General features: G+C 72.7%; 8 protein-coding genes. 4 read left to right on the top strand and 4 right to left on the bottom strand.

Annotated elements, in window-relative coordinates:
• The first annotated feature begins 100 nt into the window (after positions 1-100).
• Positions 101-2,659 (top strand): ATP-binding protein, encoded by a 2,559-nt coding sequence (locus tag GNZ18_RS20250; RefSeq protein ID WP_156218021.1) that lies wholly within the window; start codon positions 101-103, stop codon positions 2,657-2,659.
• 103 nt (positions 2,660-2,762) lie between these two features.
• On the opposite strand, the gene GNZ18_RS20255 is transcribed toward GNZ18_RS20250, so the two are convergent.
• The gene (locus GNZ18_RS20255) at positions 2,763-4,538 is read right to left on the bottom strand and encodes a glycosyl hydrolase family 18 protein (protein ID WP_216651369.1); all 1,776 of its coding nucleotides are present in this window, start codon (positions 4,536-4,538) and stop codon (positions 2,763-2,765) included.
• A gap of 254 nt (positions 4,539-4,792) precedes the next feature.
• Positions 4,793-5,284: a MarR family winged helix-turn-helix transcriptional regulator gene (locus GNZ18_RS20260; RefSeq protein WP_173390833.1), complete on the bottom strand. Its 492-nt coding sequence runs from the start codon at positions 5,282-5,284 to the stop codon at positions 4,793-4,795.
• A 61-nt stretch (positions 5,285-5,345) separates the two neighbouring features.
• Here GNZ18_RS20260 and GNZ18_RS20265 point away from each other — a divergent pair, with 61 nt between their 5' ends.
• The gene (locus GNZ18_RS20265) at positions 5,346-5,765 is read left to right on the top strand and encodes a cupin domain-containing protein (RefSeq protein WP_156218024.1); all 420 of its coding nucleotides are present in this window, start codon (positions 5,346-5,348) and stop codon (positions 5,763-5,765) included.
• A gap of 3 nt (positions 5,766-5,768) precedes the next feature.
• Here the strand turns inward: GNZ18_RS20265 and GNZ18_RS20270 are convergent, their stop codons facing one another.
• Together GNZ18_RS20270 and GNZ18_RS20275 are read right to left on the bottom strand one after the other, a co-directional pair.
• On the bottom strand, positions 5,769-6,413 hold the full coding sequence (locus GNZ18_RS20270; RefSeq protein ID WP_214620627.1) for a response regulator transcription factor: 645 nt from the start codon (positions 6,411-6,413) through the stop codon (positions 5,769-5,771).
• On the bottom strand, positions 6,365-7,666 hold the full coding sequence (locus GNZ18_RS20275) for a sensor histidine kinase (RefSeq protein WP_312874636.1): 1,302 nt from the start codon (positions 7,664-7,666) through the stop codon (positions 6,365-6,367). Before GNZ18_RS20275 ends, GNZ18_RS20270 begins: the two co-directional genes overlap by 49 nt.
• A 303-nt stretch (positions 7,667-7,969) precedes the next feature.
• Here GNZ18_RS20275 and GNZ18_RS20280 point away from each other — a divergent pair, with 303 nt between their 5' ends.
• The gene (locus GNZ18_RS20280) at positions 7,970-10,459 is read left to right on the top strand and encodes a Tex family protein (RefSeq protein WP_312874641.1); all 2,490 of its coding nucleotides are present in this window, start codon (positions 7,970-7,972) and stop codon (positions 10,457-10,459) included.
• A 266-nt stretch (positions 10,460-10,725) separates the two neighbouring features.
• Entirely contained in the window at positions 10,726-12,231 is a 1,506-nt protein-coding gene (tig, locus tag GNZ18_RS20285; RefSeq protein ID WP_312874637.1) for a trigger factor, read from the top strand.
• The last annotated feature ends 260 nt before the right edge of the window (positions 12,232-12,491 follow it).

Consider the following 12,491-nt stretch of genomic DNA (forward strand, 5'->3'; position numbering starts at 1 on the left):
AAGGGTGAAATCTGCCCTTGATGCCGTGATCGTGGGGGCCCAGGATGGCGCGCGGGGGCGTCACGAGGCGGAGGGCGCGGAGCGACGCGGAGGGACGCGGATGCCGAACGGGACGTCCGGCACCGGGACGGGGACGGCCGGCGCGACCGGGGAGGGCGGCCGCCGCGCGCGGCTGGCGGCGCCGGGCATCGTGGGGCTCCTCGCCGCGGTGATCACGGGGGTCACGACCTCGCTGGACGCGCTGGAGCTGCCCGGCCCCGCGCAGCTCATGGTGACCGGCGGCGTCGCCGCGCTCGCCGGGGTGGCGGCCTGGGCGGCGCAGCCGCCGGGCCCGGGGGACGGGGGCGACCAGCGGGAGGTCGCCGGGCGGCCGCCGGCGCAGCTCCCGCCGGTCATCGCGCACTTCACCGGCCGCGGCGAGCCGCTGGACGCGCTGCGCCGCGCCGTCGCCGACGGCACCGCCTCGCCCGCGTCGCCGCTGGTGGTGTCGCTGCACGGGCCGGCGGGGGTGGGCAAGTCGGCGCTGGCCGCCCGGTTCGCGCACGAGATCGCCGACGACTATCCGGACGGGCGCCTCTACTTCGACCTGCGCGGCGCGGGGGACGCCCGGGTCCGCCCGGAGGAGGTGCTGATCGGGTTCCTCCAGGCGCTGGGCGTGCGGCTGGCGACCGACCCGGGGGGCCTGCCGGAGCTGCAGAAGCTGTGGTGGACGTGGACGCGCGGCCTGCGCCTGCTCGTCCTGCTGGACAACGCCCGCGACGGCGACCAGGTGAAGGCGCTGCTGCCGCCGGGCGGCGGCAGCGTGGTGCTGGTGACCTCGCGGCAGCCGCTGCACCTGCGCGGCACCTTCGACCGGAGGCTGCCGGAGTTCAGCGCCGCCGACGCCGTCGAGCTGCTCGGGCTGCTGGCGGGCCGGGAGCGGATCCTCGCCGACCCGGACGCGGCGGCCGAGATCGCCGACCTGTGCGGGTACCTGCCGCTGGCCGTCGGGATCTGCGGCGGGCGCCTGGCGGCCCGCGAGTCCTGGACGCCGCGCGCGATGGCCGACCGGCTCCAGGACGAGCGCCGCCGCCGGCTGGACGAGCTGGAGACCGCGCGGGAGATCGACAAGAGCGTCCGCGCGAGCCTCGCGCTCAGCTACGACGACTGCAGCCGCACGCAGCGCCGCCTGCTGCGCACGCTCGGCCTGCTGGCGGTGCCCGACGTCCAGGCGTGGGCGGCGGGCGCGCTGCTCGGCGTGTCGGACCTGGAGGGCGACGACCAGCTGGAGGCGCTGGTGGACGCCCAGCTCGTCGAGTGCTCGGGGACGGACGCGACGGGCGCGATGCGCTACCGGCTGCACGACCTCGTCCGCCTCTACGCGCAGGAGCGGGCCGAGCGGGAGGACACCGCGGCCGAGCGGGACGCGGCGGTCGAGCGCGTCCTGGACGGCTACCGCGAGCGCGCCGAGCGGGTCGCGGCGAGCCGCTGGCCGCAGGACTGGCAGCGCGGGGCCGGGCAGGTGCCGGGGCCGGAGTACTCGGCGGTGGACTGGCTGAGCAGTGAGCGGCTGGCCGTCCTCGCGCTGCTGGACCAGGGCGCGGGCCGCGGGATGTGGGGGCTGGTCTGGCGGCTCGGCCGGGCGTCCTGCTCGATCTTCCACTCGCTGCGCGTGTTCTGGCCGGAGTGGCGCGCGGCGGCCGAGGTGACCCACCGGGTCGCGGCGCACATGGACGACGAGCGCTCGCTGGGCATCGCGCTGCTGGAGCGCTCGTCGGTGGAGGGCAACCAGGGCCGCATGGAGAACGCGCTGGCCGACGCGTCCGCCGCGCTCGCGCTGTTCACCTCCGCCCGCGAGACGTGGTGGCGGGCCCGCGCGCTGCGCACGATGGGCATGTGCATGCGGGACGAGGGCAACCTCGACGAGGCCCAGCGCTACCTGCTTGAGGCCATCGAGGAGTTCCGGCGGGAGGACGACGCGTGGTGGCAGGCCCGCACCCAGCGGAACCTGGCCGAGCTGCGGCTGGCGCAGCGCCGCTTCGAGGAGGCGCGCGGCCTGCTCGAAAGCTCGCTGGAGGTCTTCCAGCGCAACGGCAACCGCTACTCGGAGGCGCAGACGCTGCGCGCGCTCGGCGAGGTGCTCGCCTCCGAGGCGCGCCGGCTCCGCGCGGCGGGCGACGACGCGGCGGCCGAGATCAAGTACAGCCTGGCCGCGCCCGCGCTGGAGCGGGCGGCCGAGGCGTTCCGGCTGCGCGGCGAGCAGTGGGAGGAGGCGCGCTGCCTGCGCGCGGCGGGCGAGGTCGGCGACCTGCGCAACGGGCTGCGCGAGCTGGCGTTCGTCCGGCACGCCGAGCAGATGCTGGACGCGCTGGGCGACACCTGGGGCGTCGCCCGCACCCGCATCTCCGAGGGCCGCGCGCTCGGCCGCCTGGGCCGCCACGCCGAGGCCGCCGCCGCGCTGCGCCGGGCCGTGGCCGACTTCGACGAGGTGGGGAACCGCTGGTGGCAGGCCCGCAGCCGGCGGACGCTCGCCGAGATCCTGCTGGACGGGGGCGCTCCCGCCGAGGCCGCCGAGCCCGCGCGCGAGGCGCTGGAGCTGTACCAGAGCCTCGGCAACGCGGCGGGCGTGGCGCGGGCGCGGTCCGTCCTGGACCGCGCCTCGGGATCCGGTGGGCAGTAGGGAGCAGTGGAAAAGGGGCGGGCCCCTGACCGGCGTCCGGTGTTGGTCAGGGGCCCGAAGTCTCGACTGTCTGAGGGGCTGGGAGGTGCCCCCTGCGAACAGCTCAGCCGAGACCGTTCTTGATCGCGGTGATCAGCTCACCGCCCGTCGTGTCTCCGCTCAGCTCCCAGAAGAAGGAGCCGCCGAGGCCCTCGCCCTTGGCCCAGGCCATCTTCCCGCGGATGGTGGCCGGGGTGTCATAGCTCCACCAGTCGCTGCCGCACTTGGCGTAGGCGGTGCCGGCGATGGTCTTGTTGGCCGGGCACTTGTTCTTGAGGACCTTGTAGTCCTCGATGCCCGCCTCGTAGGTGCCGCCCGCGGGACCGGTGGCGGTGCCGCCGGGGGCCTCTTCGGTGACGCCCGTCCAGCCGCGGCCGTAGAAGCCGATGCCGATCAGCAGCTTGTTCGCCGGCACACCGAGCCGCTTCAGCTTGCCGATCGTGTCGGCCGTGTTGAAGCCCTCGTGCGGGATGCGGTCGTAGCGGGTCAGCGGCGAGTGCGGCGCCGTCGGGCCCTTGGCGTCCCAGCCGCCGAAGTAGTCGTAGGTCATCGGGTTGTACCAGTCGACGTACTGCGCGGCGCCTCCGTAGTCGGTGGCGTCCATCTTGCCGCCCTCGCTGGCGTCGGCGGTGATGGCCGCCGTCACGAGGTTGCCGGTGCCGAACTTGGCCCGGACGGCGCCCAGGAGGTTCTTGAACGCGTCCTTGCCGCTGGTGTCGCAGCTCAGGCCGCACGCGTTCGGGTACTCCCAGTCGATGTCGATGCCGTCGAACACGTCCGCCCAGCGCGGGTCCTCGACCAGCTTGTAGCAGGAGTCCGCGAACGCGGCCGGGTTCTTGGCGGCCTCGGTGAAGCCGCCCGACCAGGTCCAGCCGCCGAAGGAGAACAGCACCTTGAGGTTCGGGTACTTCTTCTTGAGCTTGCGGAGCTGGTTGAAGTTGCCGCGCAGCGGCTGGTCCCAGGTGTCGGCGACGCCGTCGACGCTCTCACCCGCCTGGTAGGCCTTGTCGTAGTCGGCGTAGCTGTCGCCGATCGTGCACCGGCCGCCCTGGACGTTGCCGAAGGCGTAGTTGATGTGGGTCAGCTTCGCGGCCGAGCCACTGGTGTCGATGTTCTTGACGTGGTAGCCGCGCTGGTAGATGCCCCACTGGGCGAAGTAGCCGATGACCTTGTCACCGGTGCCGGGGCCGGTGCCGCCGCCCTCGTCGGTGGTGACCGAGACCGGGGCGGACGCAGGGGACACGTTGCCGGCCTTGTCGCGGGCCTTCACCGTGAAGTCGTAGGCGGTCTTCGGCGTCAGGCCGGTGACGGTGACACCGGTCCCGGTGACGGTGGCGGCCTTGGTGCCGCCGTTGTAGACGTCGTAGCCGGTCACGCCGACGTTGTCGGTTGACGCGTTCCAGCTCAGCGCCACGGTGGTGGCGGACTTGCCGGTCGAGTGCAGGTTCCCGGGAGCGGTGGGGGCCTGCGTGTCGATTTCAGGCTCACCGGAGCCGTCGCAGGGGGAGCCGTTGATCTTACAGCCGGTGAACCAGCCCGGTCCGGTGCCGCCGAAGCCGAAGCTCACGGTCTTGCCGGCGGCGAGGCTGCCGTTCCATCCCACGTTCGTGAACGTGTAGTGGTCGCCGGAGACCGCCTTGTTCGCGTCCCACACCGATCCGATGGACGTGCCGGAGGGAAGGTCGCCCTCGATCTTCCAGGAGCTGATCCCGGCGCCCGTCCCGTTCGTGATCGTGCAGTTGCCCTGGAAGCCGGAGCCCCAGTCGGAGGTCTTGGTACACGACGCGGTCACGGCCTCCGCCGACGACGCGGGTGGCGCCGAGAGCAGGGTCGAGGCCACCGCTAGGGTCGCTACGCCGACGAGCGCTGTCGCTCGCCGGCCGCCCGGTCTGGACATGAGTCTCCGTTCAGTCCGTCCCCCGAACCAACAGGAAATCTCGGCCTTCTCTTAGGAAACTTTCCTAAGAAATTGCGCTGATGGTAACCGGGCGCGCAGGGGCGTTCAAGGGGCCCGCGCCGCCCGCGAACCGGGGTGTGCCGGGTGGTCTGCGTGACTGCCTGGGGACATACGGTCGTCTCGGCGGACCGAAAAAATCAGGTCGTACCGAACCATCCGGGGGCGTCCAGGCGCCACAGCCCGGTGGGCGCGATCTCCTTCAGATCGGCCTCCAGGGCCCGCACGCGGTCCGCTCCGAGCCGCTCCGTCCACGCGTCCCGGATGCGCTCGAAGATCTCCGCCGACCGCACGAGCGAGTCCACCCCGTGCGCCGTCAGCCGGACGATCTTGCGCCGCGCGTCGGCGGGGTCGGCCGCGCGCTCCACGTATCCCAGGCGCTCCAGCGACTCGACCATCTTGCCCGCGGCCTGCTTGGACACGCCGAGCCGGCGGCCGAGTTCGACCGCCGTGGTGCCGTGGGGGCCGATCGCCTGGAAGACGAAGCCGTGCATGGGGCGCATGTCGGGATGGCCCTGCCTCGCCAGCTCCTCGTGGGCCTCGTCGATGATCGTGCGGAACGCGAGGAACAGGCGGAGCGGCAGCTCGAAGCCGGGCGGGTCACCGCTCGGGCCGGCGGGTGCGCTTGACATAAAAGACAACCTCATTGACTATATGGACAACCACATTGTCTAACTTAGGGGATCGAGAGCCATGACGCTCGTCCGCGACGCCGAGAGCCGCCGCACCGACACGCCGAACGGGACCATGACCACCTTCGCCTCGCCGACCCAGGGCGGCACGTCCGGCCTCGCCGTCTGGCGGGTCGACATGCACGCGGGCAGGACGGGGCCCCGGCACGCCTTCGACACCGAGCAGGTATGGACGTTCCTGGAGGGCACCGCGACCATCGACCTGGACGGCCGCACGCTGGAGGCCGGGCCGGGCGACACCCTCGTCCTGCCCGCCGGCGCGCCGCGCCAGATGACCGCCGCGCCGGACGCCGGGTTCACCGCCGTCGTCGCCGCGCCCGCCGGATGCCTCGCCTACGACCCCGACGCCCTGGTCGACCCGGGCAGGTGCGACCTCGCGCCGCAGGGCGAGGAGCGGATCGTTCCACTCTGGGCGCGCTAGGGGTCAGGTGCCGAGGTAGGCGAGGACGGCCAGCACCCTGCGGTTGTCGTCCTCGGACGGCGGCAGCCCGAGCTTGCCGAAGATGCTGTTGGTGTGCTTGCTGATCGCCTTCTCGGTGACGAACAGCTGCCCGGCGATCGCGGCGTTCGAGCGGCCCTCGGCCATCAGCCCGAGCACCTCGCGCTCGCGGGGGGTCAGCGCCTGCAGCGGCTCCTCGCGGGCGTGCCGGGTGAGCAGCTGGGACACCACGTCGGGGTCGAGGGCCGTCCCGCCGCCCGCGACCCGGCGCACCGCCTCGACGAACTGCGCGACGTCGGACACGCGGTCCTTCAGCAGGTAGCCGATGCCGCCCGAGCTGTCGGACAGCAGCTCGCGCGCGTAGAGCTGCTCGACGTGCTGCGACAGCACCAGCACCGGCAGGCCCGGCACCTGCTTGCGGGCCTCCAGCGCGGCGCGCAGGCCCTCGTCGGTGAAGGTCGGCGGGAGCCGCACGTCCACGACCGCGACGTCCGGACGGTGGGTGGTGAGCGCGCGCAGCAGCGACGGCCCGTTGTCCACGGCCTCGACGACCTCGAACCCGAACGCCCCCAGCAGGCGGATCAGCCCGTCCCGGAGGAGGGCAAGGTCTTCGGCGATGACAACGCGCACGGCAGCTCCATGGTCACGACGGTCGGTCCGCCCAGCGGACTCGTCACCGCCATCGTCCCATCGAACGCCCCCAGCCTGCGCTCGATACCGCGCATGCCGCTGCCCCCGCCGGGGTCGGCGCCGCCGGTCCCGTCGTCCCCGACGATCATCAGCAGCCGGCCCGACGCGTGCTCGATCTGGACCCACGCGCGGGCCGCGCCCGAGTGCTTGACGACGTTCGCGAGGATCTCCGCGACCGCGAAGTAGGCCGCCGACTCGACCGGGGCGTCCGCCCGTCCCGGCAGGTCGATCCGCACGTCGACCGGCAGCGGCAGCGTCAGCGCCAGCGCGCGGACGGCGCCGTCCAGGCCCCGCTCGGCCAGCACCGGCGGATGGATGCCCCGCACCAGGTCGCGCAGCTCGGTCAGCGCCGTGCCGCTGGACGCGCGCGCCTCGGCCAGCAACCGCTGCGCGGCCTCGGGGTCGTGCTTCATCATCTCCTCGGCGAGGCCGATGTTCATGCTCAGCGCCACCAGCCGCGCCTGCGCGCCGTCGTGCAGGTCGCGCTCGATGCGGCGCAGCTCGGCGGCCGAGGCGTCCACGGTCTCCGACCGGGACTCCGAGAGCCGGCGCACCCGCTCGGTCAGCGCGCCCTTCGTCGGCGCCAGCAGCGACTGCGTGAACAGCGCGTGCGCCTTCAGGACGACCCCGCCCAGCGGGACCGACACCACCGTGAGCGCGGCGCCCAGCACGACCGCGCCGGCGATCCCGAGCACGCCGTAGTCGTTCACCATCCAGAACGGGCCCCAGCCGTACTCGGTGATCAGCGTCAGCCACGGCGCCACGAACACGCCCTCCAGCCCGTACAGGGTCATGCCGCCCGCGAGCACGCCCGCGACCAGCCCGAGCGGGACGTTGAGGATCACCCAGAGCAGGTCGCGCCAGGTCGCCGGGTCGGTGAGCAGCCACCGCAGCCGGGCGAACGCGCCGAGCCCCCCGGGCGGCTCCGCGCGGTAGGGGACCGGGATCTCCACGCCCGACCACTCCGCCGCCCACGCGCGCTGCTGGTTCGCCACGCCGCGGATCGCCTGGATCGCGACCGGCGCCATCACCACCCCGAACCCCAGCGGGATGAACGCGATCGACAGCACGGTCAGGATGAACAGCGGCAGGTTCGCCGCGTACGCCACGACGATCTGGATCACGCTGCGCACGAAGTTGACGAGCGCCGTCCGCGCGCCCTCCGCGAAGCGGTCGACGAAACCCTCGCTCACCTGTGCTCCTCCTCCGGCCGGCCGAGGACCACCCCGTCCCAGTGTGCCCTTGCCCACCATTGTGGGCCGTCCCGGGAGGCCGGACGGTGGGGCTAGACCCCGTCTTCGCAGGGAACATGGGGGAGTTAACCCCACCCCCGAGGACGGCCGACGTCCGGGAGTGACAAGACAAGCGGCCCCGTTCCCTGGACAATGCTCAGCGATATCCAGGGGAGAAAGCGAATCCACGTCGTGACAGCCAGCACCAGCCAGACCTCGACCGACCAGACCGCCGCGAGCGGCCCGACCACGGGGGGCAAGGAGATCGAGGCGCCGCCGCCGATCACCCACCGGATCGCCGGGGAGCTCGGCGTCCGCGAGGGACAGGTGCGGGTCGCGGTCGACCTGCTCGACGGCGGGTCGACCGTCCCGTTCATCGCCCGCTACCGCAAGGAGGCGACCGGCGCCCTCGACGACGCGCAGCTCCGCGCGCTGGAGGAGCGGCTGCGCTACCTGCGCGAGCTGGACGAGCGGCGCGCCGCGATCCTGGAGTCGATCGAGTCCCAGGGCAAGCTGACCGACGAGCTGCGCGCCCAGATCATGGCCGCCGACGCCAAGGCCCGGCTGGAGGACATCTACCTCCCCTACAAGCCCAAGCGGCGCACCAAGGCGCAGATCGCCCGCGAGGCCGGTCTCGAACCGCTCGCCGACCTGCTGCTGGGCGACCCGTCCCACGACCCGCACGAGGCCGCCGCCCCGTACGTGGACGCCGAGAAGGGCGTCGCCGACGCGGCCGCCGCGCTGGAGGGCGCCCGCGCCATCCTCGTCGAGCGCTTCGCCGAGGACGCCGACCTCATCGGCGCGCTCCGCGAGCGCATGTGGACGCGGGGGCGCGTGGTGTCGCGCGTCCGCGAGGGCAAGGAGGAGACCGGCGCCAAGTTCGCCGACTACTTCGCCTTCGCCGAGCCGTTCGCGAAGCTGCCCTCGCACCGCGTCCTCGCGCTGTTCCGCGGCGAGAAGGAGGAGGTGCTCGACCTGGACCTGGAGCCCGAGGAGGCCCAGGACGACACCGACCCCTCCGCGCGCAGCTCCTACGAGGTGGAGATCGCGCGCCGCTTCGACGTCGTCGACCAGGGGCGCCCGGCCGACAGGTGGCTGCGGGACGCCGTGCGCTGGGCCTGGCGCACGCGGATCCTCGTCCACCTCGGCATCGACATGCGCACCCGGCTGCGGCAGGAGGCCGAGGACGAGGCGGTCCGCGTGTTCGCCGCCAACCTGCGCGACCTGCTGCTCGCCGCGCCAGCCGGGACCCGCGCCACGATGGGCCTCGACCCCGGCCTGCGCACCGGCGTGAAGGTCGCCGTCGTGGACGCCACCGGCAAGGTCGTCGCGACCGACACGGTCTACCCGCACGAGCCGCGCCGCAAGTGGGACGAGTCGATCGAGACCCTCGCCCGGCTCGCCCGCGAGCACAGGGTCGACCTCGTCTCGATCGGCAACGGCACCGCGTCCCGCGAGACCGACAAGCTCGCCGCCGACCTCATGGCCCGCCACCCCGACCTCGGGCTCACCAAGATCATGGTGTCGGAGGCGGGCGCGTCGGTGTACTCCGCCTCCGAGTACGCGGGACGGGAACTGCCCGGCATGGACGTCTCGCTGCGCGGCGCCGTCTCCATCGCCCGCCGCCTCCAGGACCCGCTCGCCGAGCTGGTCAAGATCGACCCCAAGTCGATCGGCGTCGGCCAGTACCAGCACGACATCTCCGAGGTGAAGCTGTCGCGCTCCCTCGACGCCGTCGTGGAGGACTGCGTGAACGCGGTCGGCGTGGACGTCAACACCGCGTCCGCGCCGCTGCTCACCCGCGTGTCGGGCATCGGCGAGGGGCTCGCCGAGAACATCGTCGCGCACCGCGACGCCAACGGCCCGTTCCGCAGCCGGGGCGGCCTCAAGGATGTGCCGCGGCTCGGCCCGAAGGCGTTCGAGCAGTGCGCGGGCTTCCTGCGCATCCCCGGCGGCGACGACCCGCTGGACGCCTCCAGCGTGCACCCCGAGTCCTACCCGGTCGTCCGCCGGATCCTGGACGCGGCGGGCAACGACATCCGGGGCCTGATCGGCAACACCGCCGTGCTGCGGGGGCTCAGGCCCGCGGAGTTCGTCGACGACACCTTCGGGCTGCCGACCGTCACCGACATCCTCGCCGAACTGGAGAAGCCCGGCCGCGACCCGCGTCCGGCGTTCCGGACGGCGACGTTCAAGGAGGGCGTCGACAAGCTCTCCGACCTCGAACCCGGCATGGTCCTGGAGGGCGTCGTCACCAACGTCGCCGCGTTCGGCGCCTTCGTGGACGTCGGCGTCCACCAGGACGGGCTCGTGCACATCTCCGCGATGTCCAGCAAGTTCGTGTCCGACCCGCGCGAGGTCGTCAAGCCGGGCGACATCGTCCGCGTCAAGGTCCTGGACGTCGACCTCCAGCGCAAGCGCATCTCCCTGACCCTCCGCCTGGACGAGGATCGGAGACAGGGCGGCGAGCGCGACCAGGCGCCCAACCGGGGCGGCGGCCGGGGCGGCCAGAACGGCCGCGGGAACCAGAGCGGCAGGGGGAACCAGAACGGCGGCCAGCGCGGCAAGGGCGGACGCGGCGGTCAGGGAGGTCAGGGCGGTCAGGGAGGCCAGGGCGGACGCGGCGGCCGAGGCGGGCAAGGCGGAGGCCAGCGCGGCCAAGGCGGGGGTGGGGGAGGTGGCGGAGGCGGCGCGATGGCCGACGCCCTCCGCCGCGCCGGGCTCGACAAGGGCCTTCCACCAAAGAAGCGATGACCCCGCCTCTACCGCATTGTCGACATGAAATCGACCGCTCTGTCCTCTGCCGGCCGTCTCGTGGCGCGATCACGCGGCCGCGAGGCGTGTTTCTCGGTGGTTGTGGCACACCGATGTCCGCAGACGTTGCCGGTACCCCATAGACTTGGCCGCGCGAAGGCGCGGAGCCCCGTTTCGGCATGCCCGCGCCACCTGAGAGACTGACTGGCTGAGCACGCGTCGAACGCCGCGGCCGAGACAGCGCCCGATCAAGGAGACCTACCCCAGTGAAGACCGATGTCGAGGAGCTGACCCCCACGCGGGTCAAGCTCACCGTCGAGGTTCCGTTCGACGAGCTCAAGCCGAACCTCGACAAGGCGTACAAGGAGATCTCGCAGCAGGTGCGGATCAAGGGCTTCCGGCCCGGCAAGGTCCCCGCCCCGCTGATCGACAAGTACGTCGGCCGGGGTGCGGTGCTGCAGGAGGCCGTCAACGACGCGCTTCCCGAGCTGTACGGACGCGCCGTCGAGGAGACCGAGATCTTCGTGCTCGGCCAGCCGGACGTCGAGGTCACCGAGCTCGACGACGGCAACCAGTTCGCCTTCACCGCCGAGGTGGACATCCGGCCCAAGTTCGAGGTGCCCGACTACGACGGCCTGGAGGTCGTCGTCGATGACGCCGAGGTCACCGACGAGCAGGTCGAGGAGACCGTCGGCAACCTGCGCGAGCGGTTCGCCTCGCTGACGACCGCCGAGCGGCCCGTCGAGGAGGGCGACTTCGCGACCGTCGACCTCGTCGCCAGGATCGACGGCGAGGAGGTGGAGGACGCCTCCACCTCCGGCTACTCCTACGAGGTCGGCAGCGGCTCCACCATCGAGGGCCTGGACGAGGCGCTCACCGGCCTGTCCGCCGGCGAGGAGAAGACCTTCACCAGCACCCTGGCCGGCGGCGAGCACGCCGGCGAGGAGGCCGAGATCACGGTCACCGTGCAGAGCGTCAAGGTCAAGAACCTCCCCGACCTCGACGACGAGTTCGCCCAGCTCGCCAGCGAGTTCGACACGCTCGATGAGCTGCGCGGCGACGTCCGCACCCGGCTCGGCCGCCAGGTCCGGCTCCAGCAGCTCTCCGACGCCCGCGACAAGGCGCTGGAGGCCCTGCTGGAGAAGGTCGACATCCCGCTTCCCGACAAGGTCGTGGAGGAGGAGGTCGGCCGCCGCAACCAGCAGCTCGACCAGCAGCTCCAGATGGCGGGCCTCACCCGGGCCGACTACCTCAAGGACGAGGAGAAGACCGAGGAGGAGTTCGAGGCCGAGGTCGCCGACGCCGCGCGGCTGGCGGTCAAGGGCGGGTTCGTGCTGGACCAGCTCGCCGTCCAGGAGGAGCTGGGCGTCGAGAACGAGGAGCTCAGCGAGTACGTCGTCTCGCAGGCCATGCAGATGGGCGTGCAGCCGCAGCAGCTCGCCGAGTACCTCACCCAGAACAACCAGCTCCCCGCGATCGTCTCGGAGGTGCTGCGCAGCAAGGCGCTGAACCTCGTGGTCGAGCACGTCACGGTGAAGGACGAGTCCGGCAACGAGATCGACGTCGACGCCGTCCAGCGGGAGCTGAACGGCGAGACGGGCGAGACCGTCACCGTCGAGGAGGACGCCGCCGAGACCGGCGATGCCGCCGAGACCGCCGAGGCTCCGGCGGCGGAGGAGACCTCCGCGCAGGAGGCCCCCGCCGCGGCTGAGGCCGCCGCTGAGGAGGCCCCGGCCGACAAGACGGACGATGAGGAGAAGAAGGACGCCTAACGCCTTCTCCGCCCAATCCAGGGCATCGGGCACGCCCCGCATCCGACCACCGGATGCGGGGCGTTTCCATGTCCCGCTGCTGTCGCGCGTCGGTCGGGTATTCGTCCCGAGGCGAACGAGCGCGTGTCGCGGGTGTGCCGCGCCCGCGTCCGGGGAGATCGTGACGGGGCGGGCGCCGACCGGATACGCCCCTGGCGAAAAGGCGGCCCCACGGGCTTGGCCAGGCCCCTGAGCGCGTTAATGTCCAATCATCCGAACCG

Origin of the sequence: Actinomadura litoris (genome assembly GCF_009733595.1) — a bacterium.
GTDB lineage: Bacteria > Actinomycetota > Actinomycetes > Streptosporangiales > Streptosporangiaceae > Spirillospora > Spirillospora litoris.

Bases quoted from the DNA above. Each gene is read 5' to 3' on its own strand.
- GNZ18_RS20265 (WP_156218024.1), top strand. From the start codon at position 5,346: ATGACGCTCGTCCGCGACGCCGAGAGCCGCCGCACCGACACGCCGAAC.
- GNZ18_RS20250 (WP_156218021.1), top strand. From the start codon at position 101: ATGCCGAACGGGACGTCCGGCACCGGGACGGGGACGGCCGGCGCGACC.
- GNZ18_RS20260 (WP_173390833.1), bottom strand. From the start codon at position 5,284: ATGTCAAGCGCACCCGCCGGCCCGAGCGGTGACCCGCCCGGCTTCGAG.